General features: G+C 61.9%; 21 protein-coding genes. 7 read left to right on the top strand and 14 right to left on the bottom strand.

All coding sequences use genetic code 11. The annotated features are described in order from the left end of the window. Positions 1–2 precede the first annotated feature (2 nt). A complete protein-coding gene (locus BUS06_RS30910) occupies positions 3–887 on the top strand; it encodes a 4-hydroxy-tetrahydrodipicolinate synthase family protein (protein WP_074268125.1) in 885 nt (294 codons plus the stop codon). A gap of 146 nt (positions 888–1033) precedes the next feature. Here BUS06_RS30910 and BUS06_RS37240 read toward each other — a convergent pair whose 3' ends face one another. From BUS06_RS37240 to BUS06_RS30890, 4 genes are all read right to left on the bottom strand, one after another. Then, positions 1034–1909 carry a PTS sugar transporter subunit IIA gene (locus BUS06_RS37240; RefSeq protein WP_254369009.1) on the bottom strand — a complete coding sequence of 292 codons (876 nt, stop codon included), beginning with the start codon at positions 1907–1909 and terminating at the stop codon, positions 1034–1036. A gap of 165 nt (positions 1910–2074) precedes the next feature. After that, complete coding sequence (locus BUS06_RS30900; RefSeq protein WP_074268124.1) at positions 2075–2263, bottom strand: hypothetical protein; 189 nt, start codon at positions 2261–2263, stop codon at positions 2075–2077. Between the two features lie 85 nt (positions 2264–2348). Continuing rightward, positions 2349–2642, bottom strand: a complete 294-nt coding sequence (locus tag BUS06_RS30895; RefSeq protein ID WP_074269394.1) for a hypothetical protein — start codon at positions 2640–2642, stop codon at positions 2349–2351. A 650-nt stretch (positions 2643–3292) separates the two neighbouring features. Then, on the bottom strand, positions 3293–4540 hold the full coding sequence (locus BUS06_RS30890) for an NRAMP family divalent metal transporter (protein ID WP_074268123.1): 1248 nt from the start codon (positions 4538–4540) through the stop codon (positions 3293–3295). Positions 4541–4733: 193 nt separating this feature from the next. Here BUS06_RS30890 and BUS06_RS30885 point away from each other — a divergent pair, with 193 nt between their 5' ends. Both BUS06_RS30885 and ggt read left to right on the top strand, forming a co-directional pair. Then, positions 4734–5438 (top strand): MgtC/SapB family protein, encoded by a 705-nt coding sequence (locus tag BUS06_RS30885; RefSeq protein WP_074268122.1) that lies wholly within the window; start codon positions 4734–4736, stop codon positions 5436–5438. A 116-nt stretch (positions 5439–5554) separates the two neighbouring features. Next, positions 5555–7168: a gamma-glutamyltransferase gene (ggt, locus tag BUS06_RS30880; RefSeq protein ID WP_074268121.1), complete on the top strand. Its 1614-nt coding sequence runs from the start codon at positions 5555–5557 to the stop codon at positions 7166–7168. Positions 7169–7200: 32 nt separating this feature from the next. Here ggt and BUS06_RS30875 read toward each other — a convergent pair whose 3' ends face one another. Together BUS06_RS30875 and BUS06_RS30870 are read right to left on the bottom strand one after the other, a co-directional pair. Next, entirely contained in the window at positions 7201–7938 is a 738-nt protein-coding gene (locus tag BUS06_RS30875) for a GntR family transcriptional regulator (RefSeq protein WP_083611687.1), read from the bottom strand. Continuing rightward, positions 7935–8900 (bottom strand): polysaccharide deacetylase family protein, encoded by a 966-nt coding sequence (locus BUS06_RS30870; protein ID WP_074268120.1) that lies wholly within the window; start codon positions 8898–8900, stop codon positions 7935–7937. Before BUS06_RS30870 ends, BUS06_RS30875 begins: the two co-directional genes overlap by 4 nt. Before the next feature lie 283 nt (positions 8901–9183). Here BUS06_RS30870 and BUS06_RS30865 point away from each other — a divergent pair, with 283 nt between their 5' ends. The 4 genes from BUS06_RS30865 to BUS06_RS30850 all read left to right on the top strand — a co-directional run bounded on the left by BUS06_RS30865 (position 9184) and on the right by BUS06_RS30850 (position 13545). Continuing rightward, positions 9184–10242 carry an ABC transporter ATP-binding protein gene (locus BUS06_RS30865; RefSeq protein ID WP_074268119.1) on the top strand — a complete coding sequence of 353 codons (1059 nt, stop codon included), beginning with the start codon at positions 9184–9186 and terminating at the stop codon, positions 10240–10242. A gap of 97 nt (positions 10243–10339) precedes the next feature. Further along, a complete protein-coding gene (locus tag BUS06_RS30860; protein WP_074268118.1) occupies positions 10340–11635 on the top strand; it encodes an ABC transporter substrate-binding protein in 1296 nt (431 codons plus the stop codon). Between the two features lie 88 nt (positions 11636–11723). After that, positions 11724–12638, top strand: a complete 915-nt coding sequence (locus BUS06_RS30855; RefSeq protein WP_074268117.1) for an ABC transporter permease — start codon at positions 11724–11726, stop codon at positions 12636–12638. A 1-nt stretch (position 12639) separates the two neighbouring features. Then, entirely contained in the window at positions 12640–13545 is a 906-nt protein-coding gene (locus BUS06_RS30850; protein ID WP_074268116.1) for an ABC transporter permease, read from the top strand. Positions 13546–13590: 45 nt separating this feature from the next. Here the strand turns inward: BUS06_RS30850 and BUS06_RS30845 are convergent, their stop codons facing one another. The 8 genes from BUS06_RS30845 to BUS06_RS30810 form a co-directional block, all read right to left on the bottom strand. Beyond that, on the bottom strand, positions 13591–14910 hold the full coding sequence (locus BUS06_RS30845; protein WP_074268115.1) for an MFS transporter: 1320 nt from the start codon (positions 14908–14910) through the stop codon (positions 13591–13593). Between the two features lie 114 nt (positions 14911–15024). Next, positions 15025–15792, bottom strand: a complete 768-nt coding sequence (locus tag BUS06_RS30840; RefSeq protein ID WP_254369008.1) for an FRG domain-containing protein — start codon at positions 15790–15792, stop codon at positions 15025–15027. An 88-nt stretch (positions 15793–15880) separates the two neighbouring features. After that, on the bottom strand, positions 15881–17650 hold the full coding sequence (gene phnN / locus BUS06_RS30835; protein WP_074268114.1) for a phosphonate metabolism protein/1,5-bisphosphokinase (PRPP-forming) PhnN: 1770 nt from the start codon (positions 17648–17650) through the stop codon (positions 15881–15883). A 36-nt stretch (positions 17651–17686) separates the two neighbouring features. Further along, positions 17687–18523, bottom strand: a complete 837-nt coding sequence (nadC, locus tag BUS06_RS30830) for a carboxylating nicotinate-nucleotide diphosphorylase (protein WP_074268113.1) — start codon at positions 18521–18523, stop codon at positions 17687–17689. Positions 18524–18581: 58 nt separating this feature from the next. Then, complete coding sequence (locus BUS06_RS30825) at positions 18582–19313, bottom strand: ABC transporter permease (RefSeq protein ID WP_074268112.1); 732 nt, start codon at positions 19311–19313, stop codon at positions 18582–18584. Positions 19314–19338: 25 nt separating this feature from the next. Then, positions 19339–20109: an ABC transporter permease gene (locus tag BUS06_RS30820; RefSeq protein ID WP_074268111.1), complete on the bottom strand. Its 771-nt coding sequence runs from the start codon at positions 20107–20109 to the stop codon at positions 19339–19341. A 27-nt stretch (positions 20110–20136) separates the two neighbouring features. Beyond that, the gene (locus BUS06_RS30815) at positions 20137–20994 is read right to left on the bottom strand and encodes an ABC transporter ATP-binding protein (protein WP_074268110.1); all 858 of its coding nucleotides are present in this window, start codon (positions 20992–20994) and stop codon (positions 20137–20139) included. Beyond that, the gene (locus BUS06_RS30810) at positions 20991–21995 is read right to left on the bottom strand and encodes an ABC transporter substrate-binding protein (RefSeq protein WP_074268109.1); all 1005 of its coding nucleotides are present in this window, start codon (positions 21993–21995) and stop codon (positions 20991–20993) included. Before BUS06_RS30810 ends, BUS06_RS30815 begins: the two co-directional genes overlap by 4 nt. Positions 21996–22202: the final 207 nt, after the last annotated feature.

The following is a 22202-nucleotide window of genomic DNA, read 5'->3' as shown; positions in this document are numbered from 1 at the left end:
TCATGTATTCAGGCATCTGGTTGCCGCTCGTTACGCCGATGCGCAACGGCGAGGTCGACATCGACGCGCTACAGCATCTGGCGGAGTACTACTCGCGCACCGAGATCAGCGGCATGGTGGCGCTGGGCACAACCGGCGAAGCCGCGCTGCTGTCCGAGACCGAACGCGTCACGGTGCTGCAGGCTATCACCGACGCAGTTGGCAGCCGCCTGCCGGTACTGGTCGGCGTCGGCGGGTCGGACACACGCGAAGTGATCCGCGAGCTACGCCGCTATGAACATTGGGACTGCAGCGGCTATCTGGTCTCACCCCCTTCGTATATCTGTCCCGATCAGGCCGGCGTGCAATGGCACTTCGAACAGATTGCGCTCGCAACCGACCGCTCGATCGTGCTGTACGACGTACCGCATCGAAGCGGCGTCGCCATCGCGCCTGAGACGGTCGCGCGCCTGACCGAACTGGACAACGTCGTGGCGATCAAGGAGTGCGTAAAAGATCACTTCGACAAACTGCGTAGCGCGCCCATCAGTCTACTCTGCGGCACGGACGATGCGTTCCTCGACTGCCTGCGTTCCGGCGGCGCGGGTGGGATTCTCGCCAGTGCGCATGTCTGCGCCGATCTGCTGATCGAAGTGCAGGCGCTCGTCGAATCGGACCATGTAGCAGAAGCGCAAACGCTCTTCACGAGCCTGCTGCCGGTCATCAAGCTGCTGTTCTCCGCGCCCAACCCGTCTGCGATCAAGGCCATGCTGGCGTTCGATCACCCCATGACGGACGAGACGCGCATGCCGATCACGCGAGCCTCCGCGCAACTGGTGGCGAGCCTGGGTACTGCTCGCGAAGCTTTGCAGGATTTGCGCGCGGAGTTTGCTGGAGCGGCTCACTAAGCCGACTCGGTGAGTCGACTCGATGAGTTGACTCACAAAACGGGCTCGCCAGGCTGATTAGTGTTACTAACCGGCTCAATAGACAAGGGCCGCGCTTTCTAAAAGCGCGGCCCTTGTCGTTTCCCGTCAACCAGGCTCAATCAAGCTCAAGCCGCCTCGTACTCGACAAACAGCTGGCAGACGGCATGCTCATCTTCGCAGGCATGAAGCTGTTCACGGAACTGCTGGTCGCAAAATCGCTCCGCCACTTCCGCCAGCAGACGCAAATGCGCGGTATTGGCCCATTTCGGCACGAGCAGCACCACGATATCGCCAACCGGTTTTCCGTCCGGCGCATCGAAGGCGATCGGCGTGGCCGGCCTGACGTACAGCACCATCGCCTCGCGCAGACCCTTGATCTGGCCATGCGGAACCGCCACGCCCTGACCCAGTCCCGTCGAGCCCATCGCTTCTCGCGCGGCAAGGCCAGCGGTCACAGCGTCCGCCGGCAACCCATAGCGTTGCTGGAAAAAGCGGCCGAGTTCGTCGAACAGAGCTTGCCGGTCCGCGACGTCCAGACCGAGCAGCACGTGATCCCGCGACATCAGTTGTGCGATTGCGCTACCTGCAACGGCATTCTCATCCTCCTGCGACACCTCCACTTCAGACTCGCTGGACACGTTGATACGTGGCGGGGTCTCGGCGTGCATCAAGCCACGCCAGCTATCGGTAACCGTATCGGGGACTTCGAACAGTTGACCCAATTCCGCCGTGGGCGCCAGAACGGCCACACGCTGGATCGCGCCATCGACTGCGGTCTTGGGCAGATAGAGAGAGAGCCGCACGCGGCCCGTTCCGGGCAGTGGCGCAACCCGGATGGTCCAAGGCTGGTCGCCGCAGTCGCGGGTCAGCGCCTGGCGTAAAGGTGTGGCGTGTTGTGCGTCGAGCGTGACGTGCATCATCACGTTGCGGCCCGCGGGGGCGTGGGATCGGGGTTGTACCCGGCTCTTGCCTGTTCCGAGAAGAGCCCGCAGGCTTGTCATTGGGTGCGCCATGTCGCGCCTCGTTTCAATTGCCTGATCTCAGGCTACACGAATTGGCGTTAAGCTCGCGTAAAAATTTCTCGGCATGGCCCAACCGCTTTTCCCGTCGCGCTCAGCGCGTGCGAACGCGACCGGAAAAAAGGTCGGAATATCATGCCGCCTGTCTCAGAGGCCGAGAATGCGCCGGGCTTCGAGTTCCGCCAGCTCGAGCGCAGCATCGGAGCTGCGCATCGGCCGGCCACAGCCACGTCCAGTGATCTGTTGCAGCGTCTTTTCGTTACGCGTAGTGGTCACGCGAAGCGCGCCTTTGAACATCTGTCCCGGAGCGGGAAACACGCAGGCCTCTACGGTCATGTTTCCCCTGGATTGTTTGAACGCCATACGATTCCCCATACTGTCGGGCGCATCGCCAGCGGGCGGCACGCCTTGCTGCTTCGCCTCAGTGCGCCGCGCCGTTGATGGCGAGACCTGCTGGGCGTGCTTCGAAGCGGTACTGAAGATGCGTCGGATAATGCGGATCCACTTCACGCACCAGCCGGTCGATTTCCCGACCGAGTTCACTGCAGCCTTCCACCCCGAGCAGTTGGGTGGCTTTCGCGATTCCCTCGCCGAATTTCTCGACCATCAATGCCGCCAGCGCCGGCGTTTCTACGCCTCGGGCGACGTCGCTGAGACGATGCGCCGCATAGCGCCGGATCTCCACGATCAACGCCTTGATCTCGTCATTTGTCATTTTCCAGCCTCGACTGTCGGCAGCCGCGCCGAAGTGCGGCCCGTACGACGTCACCGCCCTGTTCACCGGCAATAACGCTCCCTACACTTAGAACTCCGAATGCTCTAACGAGTCCATCATGATGCTTGTATTTCAGCACATGCCGCGTCAAGAACCCGCAAAACCGGACGGGGTAGCTGCAAAGATTGTGTAATGGCGCGCGGCGTTGTAGCGGCAGCGGGAAGATGAAAGGCTTATGTACGCTGTTTCGGTACATCTGAAAGACATATGTACGGGACTTCAACCTATCTTTGCTCTGCCTGGCGAATCATGTTGACTTCCGTTTGTGCGCGCGCCTAAAATCCGGGCGTCTTTACAAAAGGGGCTAATGCCTTGGACTCCAGTAGTTGTCGATCTTCGAATAGTTTCGCTGCCTGACCGGCAGGACGTCCGCGCTCTCTTCTATTAGCCGCCGTCTTGCCAGCAGGCAGACGTGCGCGCCGTAGCAATACTCCCCGTGCACCTTAAGCGTCATATGAACGCAGTGGTTTCGTGCGTCCGTATGGCACCGTGTCGCGAGCATCGCCTCGCGGCACTGTGGCAACGCGTCAAGGCGTTCTTTGCTTGGGAAACGCATGCCGTTTTCGCCTCGCGCGGAGGCGGCACGCCGCTCAGGACATCCAACCCGAGACTGCGCCAACAATAGCGGCGACGCTAACCAGTGCCGCCACGCCTGACACCAGCCAAAGGTAAAGACCACGCGGACGGTGTTGTCTGGAAAGCGAGGTCACGCTAAGGGCGATAAGCAGGCCGACCACCAGAGGCAACATCAAGGCATTGACCACCTGAGCGGCGACGTTCAACGACACGAGGTTCGGCGCAAGCCAGACAAGATACGCACTGCCGGCGACGGACACGATGTACACGCCGTAAAACCATGGCGCACCGGTGGGACGGTCTTCGAGCGAGCGCTTGTAGCCCGCCACTTCACCGAGCCCCCAGGCGAGCGACAGCGAACAGACGATGGCCGCCACCATCGACGCCCCGAGCACACCCGCGCTAAACAGGAAGCGTCCGGCGTGCGGGCCGACGACCGTGGCGAGCGCGTCGCTGATCTCGCCGACGCTCTCGAGCGCATGCGGTTTGCCGTCACCCGACAGCGTGGCGGCAGCGGCGACCAGCACCGCTGCTGTCAGCAACTGGGTAAGGACGGCGCCCAACGCTGTTTCTGCGCGAGCCGCGCCGTAGTCTTGTGCCGTGAGTTTTTTATCGGCGACCGCGGCCTGTTGATAGAACACCATCCACGGATTGAAGGTCGCTCCGATCAGCGCAGCTGCCATATAACCAAACTGGCGATTGCTGAACGGGAGGCTTTTTATTTGCTGGAAAGCGTTACGGATATCGGGGTGGGCTTTCCAGGCCACCACGAAGAACGTCAACTCGAAGGCGCCGATCAGGATGGCCGCCTTGTCGACGCGCTTGTGCGAGCCGGTCAGCACCACGGCTATCAAGGCAAACACGGCAAGGGGTAAAGTCAGGGAGCGCGACACACCATACATTTCACCGATGCCCGCTACGCCTGTGAACTCCGTGACCAGCGAGCCGAGTACCGCAATCACGAGGCCAGCGGCAGAGATCCATGCCCACACGGGACCGAAGTTCGAGCGGATCAGTTCGCCATGGCCGCGGCCCGCGAAGATGCCGAGCCTCACCGTGAGTTCCTGGACCATGTAAAGCAACGGGATCAGGACAAGCAGCACCACCAGCAACTGCAGTCCCCATTGAGCGCCCGCTTGCGCAGCAGTGACGACATTGCCGGCGTCGCAATCGGCCAGCATGACGAGCAGGCCGGGGCCCCAAAGGGCAAGCCAACGCAGATTGCGGGAGGTCTTCGGTTTGGGCAGAGATGCGCCGGACATGCGTTATGAAAAGAAGCAAAGGTTGAGTTGAACGAGCCTGGCCGCGCATCACCATGCGGCCTGATTTCCACGCATGGGGACATGCGTGACACCGTACGATAGCAGGAGTGTGGCGAGAGTACCGGGAACGCCGCCGGTCGTAGCCGCTCGGGCAGGCGCTGCGCGCACCCACACACAAGATGAACAGGGAACCATGACACTCGATTTTGTTATCCGCCTGCTTGCCGCATTTGCGTGCGGCATTGCCATCGGCCTCGAGCGCCAGATGCGGCAACGCACAGCCGGGCTGCGCACCATTACGCTCGTCGCGAGCGGTGCGTGTCTGTTCGTCACACTTGGCGTGTTGACCGGAAACGGCACCGGGGTCACGCAAATTGCCTCGTATGTGGTGTCCGGCGTCGGCTTTCTCGGTGGCGGCGTCATCATGCGCGACAAGGGTTCGATTCAGGGCATCAATACGGCAGCGACGCTTTGGTGCGCGGCGGCCGTCGGCGTGCTATGCGGCGCGGGACACTACGGTCCCGCCCTCGCCGGGACCGCCATCGTGCTTATCACCAACACCGTGCTGCGCGAAGTGAGCCGTGCCATCAACACCGCGCCAGTGTCGGCGGCTGACCTCGTGCGCGATTACACGCTGACTGTAGTGTGCCGCGAGGAGGACGAAATCCATATCCGCGCAGCGCTGTCCAATTCGATGTCGTCGACGCCGTTATCGTTTCAGAGTCTCACGAGCCGCGACTACGAGAACGATCCACGACGTATCGAAGTCACCGCGACCCTTAAGCTGCATCCGAAGGATCAACCCAAGCTCGAGCACATCGCCAGCCGGCTAAGCATGGAAAAAGGCGTGTCGAGCGTGAGCTGGCTGGGGCTTGAAGCGCAGCCGACGCCGGAATAAGCGCGGAGACACGCAAAAGCACAGATGCGCCGTATCACGCCATCTGCACTTTTCCAGCGCTGATGTGCCCTCTATACTCGGACACAGAGCGGCACCTCTGCCGTACCGGAGTTCCGATGCACAACCCAAAACTCGCCTGTTCCAATGGAGGCATGGTTACCAGTCCGCATGCGCTGGCCAGCGCCGCGGGGCTCGATGTGCTGCGCACAGGCGGCAATGCAATCGAGGCGGCGATCGCCATCGGCGCAGCGCTAGGTGTGACCTACCCGCATTTCACCGGCCTCGGTGGTGACGCATTCTGGGTGATCGGCGATCGCAACGGCCTGTTGCGCACCGTGTCGGGCATCGGCCAGGCGGCGGCTGCACTGCCTGCGTTCTCCGGCGCCATCCCTGTGCGCGGCGCTGCAGCCGCGCTAACCACAGCGGCGACCGTCGACACATGGGATCAGGTGTATGCGATCAGCCAGTCTGCATGGCAAGGCCAAACGCCCTGGTCGACGCTGTTCGCAAAGGCGATCGATTACGCTTCCAACGGCTTTCCCATCACGCCCTCGCAGCACTTCTGGCAAAGTCTGCGTGCGGGCGAACTGCAGGCACTGCCGGGCTTCTCGAAGACGTTTGCACCAGACGGCCGGATTCCTGCCATCGGCGATCGCTTCGTCCAACCCGCGCTGGCACGTAGCCTCGAGCACATCGCGCGCTTCGGTGCGCGCGAGTTTTATGAGGGCGAACTGGCCGGACGAATCGCGCGCGGCTTGCAGGAAGCCGGCTCGCCACTGACACAAGCCGACCTCGCGAAAACCCGCGCACGCGGCGAGCCTCCCGTGCGCGTCGCCTATCGTGGCGGTGAACTGGTAAGCATGCGCCCGCCCACGCAAGGTGTCACGACCTTGCAGATCATGGGCATCCTCGAACGCTTCGATCTCGGATCCATCGCAGAAGGCAGCGCCGACTATTACCATCTGCTTGTGGAAGCGGTGAAGTGCGCGTTCATCGACCGGGACCGCTTCGTCTGCGATCCGGATTTCCGGACTGTACCGGTCGACACGATGCTCGCGGATGCCACGCTCGACGCTCATGCCCGCTCCATCAGCATGCAGACCGCGCGTCCCTGGCCGCATGTGTTTCGCCCCGGCGACACGGTGTTCATCGGCGCCACGGATCGCGACGGCCGCAGCGTCAGCGTCCTGCAGACGGTCTACTTCGACTGGGGCAGTGGCGTCGTCGCAGGCGACACCGGGATTCTGTGGCACAACCGCGGCGCATCGTTCAGCACCGATCCCACGCATCACAATGCATTGCAGCCTGGCAAGCGGCCATTTCACACGCTTAACCCCGGCATGTATCTGAAGGATGGACGTCCGCACCTGCTGTTCGGCACGCAAGGAGCAGATGGTCAACCGCAAACGCTCGCGGCCGTGCTCACGCGCGTGATCGACTACGGCATGGACCCGCTCAGCGCCCTCGCCCGTCCGCGCTTTCTACTCGGCAAGACCTTCTCGGACACACGCGATGCGCTCAAACTCGAAGAGGATGCCGGCCCCGACGTATTCGCGGCGCTGGCCGCACGCGGTCATGATGTGAGCGCGATCCCGGCACAAAGTCCGCTTGCGGGCCATCCCGGCGCGATACGAATCGATGCGGACGGCACCGCCTACGGTGCGCACGACCCCCGCAGCGATGGCCGGGCCATGAGCGTTGAAGACGAAGACGTGGACGCTGCGCCCTGAACGCGATCTGGCGACAGGCACACCGCGAGTAGTCAGGCCTCGGTCATCCCCAGCAATTGCGCGAGGCTCTTCTCACCCGGCATGCGCGATGTTTCGATACGCTCTTCCAGCTCGCGCAGATGCGAGGTCATGCGGGCGACCGCGCCAGCTGCATCGCGCGCCTCGATGCAATCGACGATCGCCGCATGTTCGTCGTGCTCGCACGGCGCATTGCCCGGTGCTTCGTATACCCCAACAATCAGCGAAGTACGCGAAATCAGCTCCGTCAAATAGTTTTGCAGGATCGAGTTGCCGGCCAGCGCACCGATGCGCAAATGAAAGCAGCTCGTCAGGCGGGCCCACGCCGGTTGGTCGAAGCGGTGCATTGCCTTGTGCTCCTCGGCAAGCTGCTGCCGCAGTGCTTCGATATCGCGGGCACTGGCCTTCTCCACAGCCAGTTCCACGAGCGTGCGCTCCAGCGCGCGGCGTGCCTCAAAAATCTCGCGGGTTTCCTCGGGAGTGGGCGCTGCGATCACCGCACCCTTGTTAGGCCGCAGGACGACGATACCGTCATAGGCCAGCTTTTCGAGCACCCGCCGCACGACCGCGCGCCCTACTCCGAACAACTGGCATAGCTGCGGCTCCGGCAGCTTCGTGCCCGGCGTCAGACGATGGTCGAGCACACCGTCGAAGATCGACTGATAGATGCGGGCTTCCACCGCAGTGTCGTCTTCGGCATCATGGTCTTTGGTCTTCTGCCCGGTGGCGGCCGCCTTGGATTTCACGGTCATAGTGTTCTCTGATGTGTGCCCGCGTTGCGCTCCACTTCATCCATGTGTGCCACGATGCCCCCTGGCGTGGTCACCCACACGTCACCGCTCGAACGTGCCGCGGCAATATGCTGGAGCGCACGGCGCAGATGACGGAGCCGGTAAGGCTGCCCCACCAGATAGGGGTGCAGGGCAATCCCCATCACCAGCGCCTGGGGCTTGCTGCCGCGGTTGGCCTGCTCGAGCATTTCGTCGAACTGATCGACGATCATGTCGGCAAACGCGCACGCGTCCATCTGCCGGCCCACCAGCATCGGCAAGTCGTTCAGTTCCTGCGGATAAGGAATCGACCATAGCGGTGCACCACGGGTCGCCATGCGCACAGGCCGGTCGTCGTGGCACCAGTTCAGTGTGTAGCGATAGCCGGTCTGCGCGAGCAGATCAGGCGTCAGGTGCGATTCGGAGATCCACGGCGAGAGCCAGCCCGAAGGCGCCGTGCCGCTTTGCGCCGCAATCCGTTCGCGGCAATGCACGAGCAGCTCGCGCTCGGCGTCTTCGTCGAGATCGCTCTGCCGGTGCGCGTTGGTGTGTCCATGGCCGATCAGTTCGTCGCCACGTGCAACGCAGGCGGCAATCAACTCCGGGCAGTGATCGTAGAGCGCTGTATTGATGAGCGTACCTGCCGGCATCTCGAGCTGGTCGAACAGTTCGAGGCAACGCCATGCGCCCACCCGGTTGCCGTATTCGCGCCAGCTGTAATTGAGCACATCCGGCTGCGGCGAGATGGGGCCGAGCGCCGCGCCCAGACCCTCGCCAAAAGCAAAGTGTTCGATATTGAAGCCCAGATACACCGCAAGTCCGGTGTCTCCCGGCCAGCGAAAGCCGTCGGTATCCGTAATAGGCCGATAAGGAAAGCGCCCATGCGTTGCGATCGGGTCGCGGGCGCGATCGCGCGCTTCAGGCATGTTCCGTGAGTCTGTCATTTCAAATGAGCCATGAGTAACGGTTAGCGCTCCACATGAACCGGTTTGGCGTTGCCATGCCCCGCAACGGACCGAAGACGCACCGCTATTGCGCAAGAACGGGGCTTCAGATCGTTAGCGATTCGAGCTTCCGATCGTTTGCAATATGTGAGCCAACTTGCAGACATTAGACGGCGCAACGCGTTGGCGATTGTCAGGGCCGAGTCGAAGCGCATGGCATATGTCTTGCATTTGAGAGGTTCGCACGCGATCCGCCTGTACCGTTCACGAGGACCTCTTCTTCATGATCCAGCCTGCTTCAACCGTGCTCCACACGGAGGCCGCCGATATCGAGCTGGTGCACGTCTCGAAGCAATACGGCGATGCACTCGCCGTCGACGCGATCGACCTGCGCATACCGGGCGGCCAGTACTGTTGTCTGCTCGGCCCGTCCGGATGCGGCAAGACGTCGACGCTCAGGATGATCGCGGGACATGAATCGGTCACCGAGGGCGACATACTGCTTGGCGGGCGCAACGTCACCCGCGAAGAACCCGCGGCGCGCGGCACGGCGATGGTATTTCAGAGCTATGCCCTGTTTCCCCACCTGAGCGCGCTCGACAACGTCGCGTTCAGCCTGAAGATGCGCGGCGTCGCGAAAGACGCGCGCCGCAAGCGTGCCGGCGAACTGCTGGAACTGGTCGCCATGTCCGCCTACGCCGAACGCAAGCCCGCGCAATTGTCCGGTGGCCAGCAACAACGCGTCGCGCTCGCGCGGGCACTGCTGAACCAGCCGCGCTGCCTGTTGCTCGACGAACCGCTCTCGGCACTCGACCCGTTCCTGCGCGTACAGATGCGCGCCGAGCTCAAGCGCTGGCAGAAGGAGCTCGGCATCACCTTCGTGCATGTTACGCACTCCCAGGAAGAGGCGATGGCGCTGGCCGATCTGGTCGTCGTGATGAGTCACGGCCATATTGAACAAAGCGGCACCCCGCACGAAGTCTTCAACCGTCCGCGTACCGAGTTCGTGGCGCGTTTTCTCGGCGGCCACAACGTATTCAGTACCAATGGGCGCCTGTTTACCGTGCGTGCGGACCATTTGCGCGTGGTGCCGCATGGCGTCACACCTGTTCAGGCGGCCGCAGGCGACGGCGGTCTCGCGCGGATCGGCGGCGTGCCCTGCATCGTACGCGAAGCCGAATACCAGGGTACCCATCTGCGCATGACACTCGTGCCACTCGACGGCTCACCGGAACTCGTCTCACTCGTGAGCGACGCCGACTACGACCCCGCGCGTCTCGGACCCGAGGCACGGGTGGTCGTGTGGTGGAACGAGCAAGATGCTCATCCGCTGGCCGCCTAAGCCGTCTCTTTTGGGTTACCCAGACTAGCCTTTACCGTTTTTTTGTCACACCCCACCAGAACGTCATATGAGCAGAACGTCACCTGAGGAGAATGCAATGAGTGAGCAGAACGAGCGCCCGGCCGCGGCCGAATCCGAGCTGACGGACAAAGGCCAGAAGCGCCGCACGCTCATCAAGGGCGCGGTTGCAGCGGCCGGCATTGCCGGCTTCCCGTACGTGCATGCGCAAGAGAAAATCGTATTGCGCTATCTGGGCACGGCCGTCAACCAGAGCTCCGACATCGCGAAGAAGTTCAAGGAAGATACCGGCATCGAGATTCAATATATTCCGGTCACGACCGACGACGTCGCCAAACGCATCATCACGCAGCCCAATTCGTTCGATATCGTCGATACCGAATATTTCTCGCTGAAGAAGCTGATTCCCGCGGGCACGCTCGCAGGCATGGACGCAAAGAAGATCAAGCTCGCCGACAAGATCACGCCGGTGCTCACCAAGGGCGAAGTGAACGGCAAGAAGATCGGCGACCAGGGCACTGCGCCGAAGAAGGTGATGTTCCTGACGGGTCCGCGCTCCACCGAGTTCTCGGCCACACCAACCGAGTGGATGACGCTGATTCCGACCACCTATAACGCGGACACGCTCGGTATTCGGCCTGACCTGATCAAACGCCCTATCAACAGCTGGGCCGAATTGCTGAACCCCGAGTTCAAGGGCAAGGCAGCGCTGCTCAACATTCCCGCGATCGGCATCATGGATTCGGCGATGGCCATCGAAGCAATGGGCCACGTCAAGTACGGCGACAAGGGCAACATGACCAAGGCCGAGATCGATCAGACCATCAAGATCCTGATCGACGCCAAGCGCTCCGGCCAGTTCCGCGCTTTCTGGAAGGACTTCAACGAGAGCGTCAACCTGATGGCCTCCGGCGAAGTGGTGATCCAGTCGATGTGGTCACCAGCCGTGACGAAGGTGCGCACGATGGGCGTTGCCTGCAAGTTCCAGCCCCTCAAGGAAGGCTATCGCTCGTGGGCCTCGGGCTTCGCCTTCCCGCGCTCGCTGACAGGCCGCAAGCTCGATGCCGGCTACGAGTTCGTCAACTGGTTCCAGGACGGCTGGGCGGGTGCCTATCTGATGCGCCAGGGCTATTACTCAGGTGTGCTCGAGACCGCGAAGACGCACATGCAACCGTACGAGTGGGACTACTGGATCGAAGGCAAGCCGGCCGCGCAGGACATCCATGCGCCGGACGGGCAGTTGCTGGAGAAAGCCGGCACCGTGCGCGACGGCGGCTCGTACGACGAGCGCATGGGTGCGATTGCGTGCTGGAACGCCGTGATGGACGAGAACATCTATATGGTCCAGAAGTGGAACGAGTTCATCGCCGCATAGTTCTTCGCACACCTGTATAAGACAGGCCGCGGTTGCTGCTGCATAACGCGGTAGCAACCGCAGTTTTCCCGACGACGGATATCCCGCCATGGCATCGATCGAGCTTTCCACCCACGCGCAGGATCAACCGGTGCGGCACCGCCGCACGCCGGCCTGGCTGCAGGCGACGCCGCTGACGCTGACCTTCCTGCTGTTCTTCATTGTGCCGCTCGTCATTACGTTGATCGTCAGCTTCTGGGACTACAACGAATATCAGATCATCCCCGCCTTCACGCTGAAAAACTACCGGGCGATTTTCGACGGCTGTTCGTCGATGACGGATATGTGCGTCACCTTCAAGACGTACCTGTCCACCATCAAATTCTGCGTGATCGTCTGGGCGGTGACGCTCGTACTGGGTTTCTCGATTGCCTACTTTCTGGCCTTCCACGTGCGCACGACGGCGATGCAGACCATCCTGTTCCTGATCTGCACGATTCCGTTCTGGACGTCGAACGTTATCCGCATGATCTCGTGGATCCCGCTGCTCGGCCGCAATGGCCTCGTCAACCAGGCGCTGCTTGGCGCGCATCTGATCGACGCGCCACTCGAATGGCTGCTGTACTCGAATTTCTCGGTGGTGCTCGCCTTCGTCCACCTTTTCACATTCTTCATGATCGTGCCGATCTTCAACGCGATGATGCGGATCGACCGTTCGCTCCTCGAAGCCGCGCGCGACGCTGGCGCCAGCGGCTGGCAGGTGATCCGCGACGTGGTGCTGCCGTTATCCAAAACCGGCATTGTGATCGGCTCGATCTTCGTGATCACCATCGTGATGGGCGACTTCCTGACCGTCGGCGTGATGGGCGGCCAGCAGATCGCTTCGGTCGGCAAGATCATTCAGGTGCAAACCGGTTATCTGCAGTTTCCGGCGGCGGCGGCCAACGCGATCATCCTGCTCGCCGTGGTGTTGATGATCGTGTGGGGTTTGACGCGGGTGGTCGACATCCGCAAGGAGCTTTGACATGCAGATCGCCCGCCGCAAGCATCGCGAGCGCCGCCCGGCCAGTTTCTACTGGCTGGCGCTGCTGTTCGGGCTATTCGTGCTGTTTCTGTATGGCCCCGTCATCACCATCTTCATTCTCTCGTTCCAGGGACCGGAAGGCGGCCTCACGTTCCCGATGCGCGGCGTCTCGCTGCACTGGTTCTCGGTGCTGCGCGACGGCGTCGGCGATATCGATATCTGGGCAGCGTTTTTGCGCTCGGTGCGCCTCGCGCTGGCCGTGACGGTGTTGACCGTGCTGTTCTCAGTGGCAGCGGGACTCGCGTTCCGCAAGCGGTTTCGCGGCGATACGGCGGTGTTTTATGTGTCGGTGGCGAGCCTGATCATGCCTTCGATCATCGTGTCGCTTGGCATCGGCCTGACGTTTCGTCTGCTCGATAGCGGTATCAAGTATCTGGCCACTGCTTTGGGCAACCAGGCATTCGTCGACAACTATTCCACTACGATGGGCCTCTTCACCTCGGCACTCGGTGCGCATCTGACGTGGACCTTGCCGTTCGGTCTGCTCGTGATGTTCGCCGTATTCAATCGCTTCAATCCGGCCTATGAAGAAGCGGGACGCGATCTTGGCGCGACGCCATGGCAAAACTTCAGGCATATCGTGCTGCCGATCATCGGGCCTTCCGTGATCGGCGTGGCCATGTTTGGCTTCACGCTTTCGTGGGACGAGATTGCCCGGACCTCGCAGGCTATCGGCGATCAGAACACGTTGCCGTTGGAATTGCAGGGACTTACTACGTCGGTCACGACACCGGTGATCTACGCGCTCGGCACGATGACCACGGTGTTGTCGCTCACGGTAATGGTGAGCTGTCTTCTCGCTGTGCGCTGGCTTACGCGCAAGCGGCTGGCTGCGGCACTGCGATAGCAGGCACGGGACACCGCCACTCACGCGTCCCGTGCGCTGTTGGTGTCACCCCAGTTTCGCCTGCAACTCGGCCGCGCCGCCGCGGCGATACAGCACCAGCGTCGCCACGAAACCGCACAGGGCCGCAAAGATCAGCCAATAGGCGGGCGCGGCCTTGTCGCCGGTCATCTCGATCAGGAAAGTCGAAACGGCCGGGGTGAATCCGCCAAAAATTGCGGTTGCCAGACTGAACGCGAGCGAGAAGCCGGCCACCCGCACCTCGACTGGCATCACCTCGGTCAAGGCCGGCACCATCGCACCGTTGTAGGCACCGAAGAAGAACGAGAAATACAGCAGCACGGTCAGCATGCGCAGGAAGCTCGGCGCATGCGCGAGCCATTCCAATGCCGGATACGCCGTCACGATGGCCAGCGCGGAAATGAACAGCAACAGTGGACGCCGGCCGATACGATCCGAGATCGCCCCGCCGATAGGCAGCCAGATAAAGTTCGATACGCCCACCAGCAGCGTGACGACGAGCGCGTCCGATGTGCTCAGATGCAGCACGGCGCGGCCGAAGGTCGGCGTATAGACGGTGATCAGGTAGAACGTGGTCGTGGTCATCGCGACCATCATCATCCCGGCAATGACGGTCTTCCAGTTGGTCAGCATCGAGCGGAACACTTCAGCCGTCGCCGGATGATGCCGGCGCGCCTGGAACTCAGCGGTTTCCTGCAGCGAGCGGCGCAGCACGTACAGGAACGGCACGATCAAGCAACCGATCAGGAACGGCAGGCGCCAGCCCCAGGCACCGATTTGCGCAGACGTCAGCAGCAGGTTCAGCGCATAGCCGAGTGCCGCCGCCACGACGATCGCTACCTGCTGGCTGGCCGACTGCCATGACGTGTAAAAGCCTTTCTTGCCGGGTGTCGCCATTTCGGCCAGATAGACCGACACGCCGCCCAGCTCCGCTCCCGCGGAAAAGCCCTGCAGCAGACGGCCCAGAAGGACCAATGCCGGCGCCAGCAGACCGATCGTGGCGAAGCCCGGCACAATCGCGATCAGGATCGTGCCGCTCGCCATGATCGCCAGTGTGACGATCAGGCCGCGGCGGCGCCCCACCTTGTCGATATATGCACCGAGAACGATCGCCCCTAACGGCCGCATCAGGAAGCCGGCCCCGAAGACGGCGAAGGTCTGCATCAGCGAGGCGAACTCGCTGGCGGCCGGGAAAAACGTCTTCGCGATGTACGTGGCGTAGAAGCCGAACAGGAAGAAGTCGAATTGTTCGAGGAAATTGCCGCTCGTCACGCGCAGTACCGCGCCGAACTTCGAAAGACGCGGAGCGGTACCGCCAGGCGCCTCGGTGGGTTGAACGGATTCCATGTCGTCTCCTGAATCGTTAAATGCGCAATTAATCATTATTCTGCTAGCGCAAGTGTACGACGTCAGGTGTCCTGCCGCCAGCCGGGGGCAGCCCCTGGTGTCCTGCCTGACGCCCTACTGCCTTGTTGGCGGGGCGATCCGGTCAACCGTCGGCCAGACCATCTCCAGCTCCAGCGCAATCGAGCGCGCAAGCCCCTCCATATCCGGAAACAACGACGCGTTGGTAATGTTCATCCGGTAGAGCGCACGCATGGCATCGTCCCGGACCGCGCGCGGCAGGACGATCTTGCGCAGCAGTTCGTCATCGCTTGAGTAATTGTTAAGGATTTCATCAAGCGGCTTTTGCAGCAAACCGGGCAAGACGAAGGTGCCGGCCTGGGCAATCAGCCGCTGATCCATCTCCGACGGCTCGCCAAACCAGATCACCGGATTCTTGTCGGTCAGAAAGAATTTTTCGAAGTTGCCTTTGCGGCGCGGATCGATCATGTCGCGCGTGAGATGCGGCGTGCTCGCCGGAATGGCGCGGTTAGTCCATAGGGCCGGCGTATTCACCGCGAAAATCGCGGCATCCGAAACCGCGCGCTCCAGCGCAAAGAAAGCCGCAACGAAGGGCGACTTCGTGAAATCGAGCATCCGGGTTGGTGCGCCATGGTGCTGCATCAGGCCGAGGCAGCGCAGATCGTCCGATAGCGCGCGCACATCGGAGAGATAGTTGTGGGCCTTGCGGCGAAAGATACGGATGGCGCGCTGCTCCTGAATGCGCCATGTCGAGCGGTCGGGCACAAAGGCCGCAAGGTAACGTGACAGCGAACTCTGCAACAACCAGTTGGCATCCTGCTGACCACGAAATGCCCAGCCATCGAGCTCGGCAGTCAAACTCATGAACTGCTGCCAACTCGAAACCACCGTCGTCTTCACCTTGCTCCCCCTCATCTGGTTGCGTCATTCAGTTCGAACCCACCCGATTGGGTCACTCGATCCTGCAGGCCGAATCGCGCGCCGCCATACGCATTGCGCGCTCGAGCGCGCCCGTCTCGTTGCCGTGAACCCGATACAGCGGCTCGCCTGCCGCCACCGTCTGGCCGATCCTGCACAGCAGGTCGATGCCAGCGCCGGCGTCTGCGGGCGCGCCCGCTTCACGCGCGATCTCCGCGATCAGCCAGCCATCGATCGACGTGACGATGCCTGCATGCGTGGCCATGACATCACGGACCTCTCGTGCAGGTAACGCCGGCGATGCATGCCGCCCCTGCGAATCGACGATCCGTTCGAACGCCGCGCGCGCTGCACCGCTTGCCAGCAGCTCTGCGGCAATCCGCTTGCCGTCGGCTACGTCCTGCACATCCGGTGCCCATGCCAGAATATGCGCGGCAAATGTCAATGCCTTGTCACGCAGGTCGACGGGCGCATCGGGATGGTTATCGAGCACCAGACCCACGTCGCGGACCTCGAGCGCAGGGCCGATACCGCGGCCGATCGGCGCCGTGCCATCGGTCACCAGCGCCTTGACCGTCACCCCCAGCCCATTGCCGACGTATTCGAACAGATCGCCAAGCGAGCGCGCTTCCTCGCTGGTTTTCAGCTTGGCGCGCGGCCCGCACGGAAGATCGACCATTACGTGCGTCGATCCAGCAGAGCACTTTTTCGACAGGATCGACGCCACCGACCAACGGTTGGACGCCAGCCCAAGCGGCCGCGTGAATGCGTTGATCCGCTCGTCGACCAGCGAATGATTCAGACGGCCATTCCACGCAATGCAGGCCCGCGCTTCATGGACGCAGCGCCGCACGTCCTCCGCCGTCAGGTCGACGCGCGCGAGCGTCTCCATCGCATCGGCGGTGCCGGCGGCGGAGGTAATGGCGCGCGAGGAAGTCTTCGGCATCGCCAGGCCGTAGGCCGCGACAATCGGCACCACGATCAGCGTGATCCGGCTGCCGGGAATGCCGCCCATCGAATGCTTGTCGACGACAATCGGTTCGTTCCACTCTATGCGCGGCATCAGCCTGGTGCGGGTTTTGGCAAGCGCCAACACCTCCGCGTCGCTCAGATGCTCGCACGCATGCAGCAGAAAGCGGTTGATGTCGCTCTCGGCGTAGCGCAACGCCAGCATGTCGTCGAACAACGCATCGTATTGAGCCTCATTGAGCGCGTCGCCCGCCAGCTTGGCACGCAGAAACGGGGCACTCGCAGGTGGTGGAAGAATGGCGCGTTCGAGCGCTGCAATGAAACGCGCGATGCCTTGCTGCAACGTGCCGTCATTGAAAACCTGCACGGTGGGCACATCCGCCGTATGCGCTTCAACCTGGCGTTGCACTCTCAGGCGCACCTGCTCGGGTGTTTCCCGGCCACGCGCCAGAATTCGCGCGGCCAGCATTTCATGCGGCGCACTCACTTCGATCACCACCATGCCCGGCACCCGCGCCGCCAACTCCGCAATCATGCCGCGCGAGCCGTTTGCAATCACATGCCGGCCTTCGGCCAATACGTCGAGCAATTCACGCCGCAGGCCATAGCGCAGACCGTGTGCCGACCAGGAGATCAGGAAAGCACCGGTACGCTCGAGTTCGGCGAATGCCGCTTCATCGAGCGCTTCGTGATTCTCGCCGGGCGACCCCGCGGGCCGGGTAATCACGCGACGGGCAAAGCAGAACCGGTCTGCGAGATGACGCGCGCCCTCGATCAGCGCATCCTTGCCGGCGCCGCTCGGACCCACCACGAAGAAGAGAATGCCGGAGGCCATGAGCCGCTTATCCGACCTGCCCGATCCATTGGCTCATCACTCGGCCTCGTCGAGACCAATGTCGACGCACGCCGCCGCCTGATTGATCTTGCTGGTGGAGATGTAATCGACGCCGGTCTTCGCCACCGCACCGATGGTCGCGAGGCTGATGCCCCCGGACGCTTCCAGCAACACGCGTCGGCCGACCAGTTCCACCGCGCGGGTCATGTCCTCGACGGACATGTTATCGAGCATGATCACATCGACACCGGCATCCAGCGCCTCCTTGACCTGCTCAAGGCGGTCGCATTCGACTTCCAGCTTGGTCAGCACCGGCAATTGCCGGCGCGCGCGCTGCACGGCCTTGGCGATGCCACCGCACACGGCAATATGGTTGTCCTTGATCATCACACCGTTATCGAGCCCGAGACGGTGATTCAGGCCGCCACCGCAGGTCACCGCGTGCTTTTCCAGCATGCGCAGACCTGGCGTAGTTTTGCGTGTATCGATCAGACGCGCCCGCGTGCCCGCCACCGCCGCAACATATTGCTCGGTGAGATTGGCAATCCCCGACAGCCGTTGCACGATATTGAGCGCAGTGCGCTCAGCCGTCAGTACGCTGCGCGCCGTGCCGCTCACATTGAGCATCACCGTGCCCCGCTCCACCTTTTGCCCGTCTTTCACGCGCACCGACACTTCGAGCGTCGGGTCATAGCGTTTGAAGATGCGCGCCGCCACGTCGATGCCGGCCACGATCAGTGTCTCGCGCGCGTTCATGAAGAAAGCGCCGGTCTCGTCCGCTTCGATCATCAGTTGCGCAGTGAGGTCGCAATAGCCGATATCTTCGGTCAGCCAAAGATCGATCAGGCGATCCGTCTGGAATACATCGTACATTTTGTCTTCCTTTCCAGGTGAAATGGAATTTGGTTGTTCATAACCGGTGAAGCGCCGTTCATCGGTGCTTCATGCGCCGGTCGGCCATCATCAGGAGGCCGTTACATGCGAGGGCAAACACGGTAAGAAACAGGGCAACTGCCATGATCGTGCGGATATCCCCAAGGTTCATCGCACTGGTCAGCATATAACCTAGCCCGCGCTGCGAGGCGAACATCTCGCCGATCAGCACGCCCAGTAAAGTCAACGAGAAGCCGAGCCGCAGGCCGGCAACCACCTCCGGAAAGATCGCCGGCAGCACGACATGCACAATCGTACGGAAAAACGACAGACGCATGGTCTTCGACGCACGCAGATAGACCGGCCGCATCTGGCGGATCGCATTCATCGTGAACATCAGGATCGGGATCAGGCCGTGCATCACGCCAAAGGCCACTTTCGCCGACAGGCCGAGGCCAAATACGAGCAACACCAGGGGATACAACGTCACCTTCGGCAGCGAATACAGGTTCAACAGAATCGGCTCCGCGACGCGGCCCGACATGCGGTTGATGCCGAACAGTACACCAAGCGCCACCCCGCCGATCAGTGCTATCAAGAGTGCATAGACAAGGGCACGGGCGGTCTCCGCGACGTTGCCCCAGAATGCTTCGGTGCCGAGCATCTGGGCCAGCGCCTCGAGCGTGCTCCATGGCGAACTCAACGAATGCTCGCCGATCGCCCAGTGCAGGCATTGCCAGCAAACGACAATGGCCAGCGCAACCAGCAGCGGATCGAGGAATTTTTTCATGGTGGCGTCTCCGCTATACGCAGTGCTAGCGTTGCCGGCGCGACTGAAACCGTTGATCGATCCGGTTCAGCACGGCGTTGACGAGCGTCACCAGCACGAGCACGAACAGCATCAGCGAATACATGTCGTCGTTCTGGAAGTTGTTGTATGCGTAACCGATTGCATAGCCGATACCCGAACCGGACAGGATGAATTCCGATGCGATCACGCCGATGAACGCATAGGCCACCGCAAGCTTCACGCCGGTGAACAGATACGGCAGCGTGGCAGGCAGCTTGATATGAAGCGCGCAACGCCACGGCGAAAGACGCATCACCTGAGCGCTTTTATGCAAGGCGCGCGGAATGCGGTCGAGTCCGTTTAGCGTCGCGGTAATCATCGTCACCACCGAAAGCATCACGGCAATGGCAATGATCGGCAGCGAGCCGACGCCGAGCACGACGATAAAGATGGGATAGAAAATGAAGGTGGGGATGGCGTAGTAGCTCGACAGCAGCGGTTCGATCGAGCGGCGCAGCGACGGTAGCGCGTGAATGCCGAGACCCAGGACGAAACCGAGCAGCACGGAGACAATCGACGCGGCGACGATCTCGATCAGACTCGTAACAATGTCGTAGTCGAATTTGCCGCCGCGCAGCAGCTCGATGCCATGCGTGAACATCGCGGATGGCGCAATCAGCACGCTCGGCGCAATGATGCCGCTGCGGCACAGCAGCTCGATCAGCACGATGAAGCCAACCACCACAGCGATACGGATCAGACTTTCCGTCTTCACTTCGAACTCCCAGGTTCGCATAGAAATACTGCGAAAAACACTGCGCACCTAGTGCGCGCCCATCACCTTCAATGATTCGACACGCAGCTTCTCCCACAGGCGGGCATTGATCTCGCCGAAGCGCGGTGTCGAGACGACGCGGCTATCGCGCGAACGCTCCCAGCCGGTCTCGACGATATCGATGAAGAGCCCGGGCCGCGCCGACATCACGCCGACCCGGTCGGACAGCATCGCCGCTTCGTCGAGTGCGTGGGTGATCAGCAGCACCGTGGCAGACGTTTCGCGCCACAGGCGCAGCAACTCGTCGCCCATCAGCAGGCGTGTTTGCTGATCGAGCGCGCCGAACGGCTCATCGAGCAAAATCAGGCGAGGCTGCAACACCAGCGTTCGGGCGATGCACACGCGTTGCCGCATGCCGCCCGACAACTGCGAAGGATACGCCTTGGCGAAATCCTTCAGGCCCATGAAACCCATCGCATAGTCAACCCGCCGCTGAATCTCGGCGCCATCCACGCCCGCCATGCGCAGTCCGAACGAAATGTTGTCGCGCAGATTCAGCCATGGAAAAGACGCGTCTTCCTGGAACACGACGCCTACTCCATCGGGCACGCCCGTCACAGGTTGTCCTTCGAACATTACCGTGCCGGAGCTGGGTCTGGAGAGTCCCGCAAGCGCATCGAGCAGAGTGGACTTGCCACATCCGGACGGACCGACCACCGAGAAGAACTCGCCCTTGGTCAGCGTGAGATCGATCGGGCCGAGCGCATGAAACAGTTCCTTCGAATCGCTGCGTGTGAAATAGCGGGTAACGCCGGTTAGCTCGACATGCGCCTCGGGCGAGGCCGGCGCCTGTTGCGCAGGCGACTCGACAACCTGCAGTGTCGGATGACCGTTGCGTGCCTTCATAGCGTACTCTTCGCTTTCAGATCGGGGGGCAGAAAGCTCGTGTCGACCAGCTTCGACCAGTCGACATCGCCGTTCAGCTCGCCTACAAGCTTCAGGCCGTCCGTCATGCGGTCAAGTTCACCGCGGTTGAATTCACCGTCGCTCCACATGCGTGACTTGACCATGTTGTCCACGGCTTCGCGTGCGACGTCTGGCGTGAGTTTGAAGCTTGTCTCCAGTAGTTTCGCGGCTCCGGCCGGATCCGCGTACAACGCATCCACACCCGAACGCCGCCCGGCAATGATCGCCCGCAACTCATCCGGGTGGGACCTGGCGAACTCGCGGGTGGTAATGCCGACCGAGGTGGTCATGGGCTGCAGAATGTCGCCCGCCCGGTACACGGTGCGGTAATTGGCTTTGCGCACAATCGAAAGCGGTTCAATCAGCACTGCACCGGAGACGGCCCCCTGCTCAAGCATCGTCAGACCGTTGACGTAGCCACCCGAGGCGACGCGGGTCACCTTGCCTGCGTCGACGCCCTTTTGCTTGAGCACCATCAGCAACAGCATTTCGGACACGCCTCGGGGCGACGTAATCGCGACCTTCTTGCCGGCCAGATCAGCAACGGTTTGCACGTTGCCGTTGGGCATGGCAACCATCGACGCCTCCGCGACGCTGCGCGTGCCGACATTCACGATGACGAGATCCATCCCCTGGCGCTGCGCGGCAAGCGCGGCCGCGACTGCGACTTCGCCGTACGGTGTCTTGCTGGCGAGGATATTGCGCACGGTCGTGCCGCCGCCGCTCGAGGTGAGAATGCCGGTGATGTCGACGCCGGCCTTCTTGAACAGGCCTCTGTCCATCGCGACGGCATACGGAAGGCCGTAGAGGCTGCTGCCCCACTGCGTGACGGAGATTTCATCCGCCTGCGTGACGCTGACGGACCCGCAGAACACACCGGCCACCGATAGCAGGAACGACGCGCCGAGCGCTGCGCCGATCTGCCTGACGAACCACTTCATATAGAGCACTCCCGATCACGAAATCAGACGGCTATAGAAGCTGGGTACCGCCAAAGCGCTCGATCTATAAGTGTCAAATGAGCGTACACGCGGTAATTCCAAGCTTAGTTGCAACCTCTATGCCACTGTTAGCGGTGTTTACCCGATCCGGTTCAATGGCCGGAAAAAATGCGTCAACCCCTTTAAATTCAACGTTCTGCATTTCGA

The organism is Paraburkholderia phenazinium (assembly GCF_900141745.1).
GTDB classification, from domain to species: Bacteria; Pseudomonadota; Gammaproteobacteria; order Burkholderiales; family Burkholderiaceae; genus Paraburkholderia; species Paraburkholderia phenazinium_B.
The sequence above is the reverse complement of the archived record's forward strand: the minus strand, read 5'-3'. Positions and strand labels throughout refer to the sequence as shown.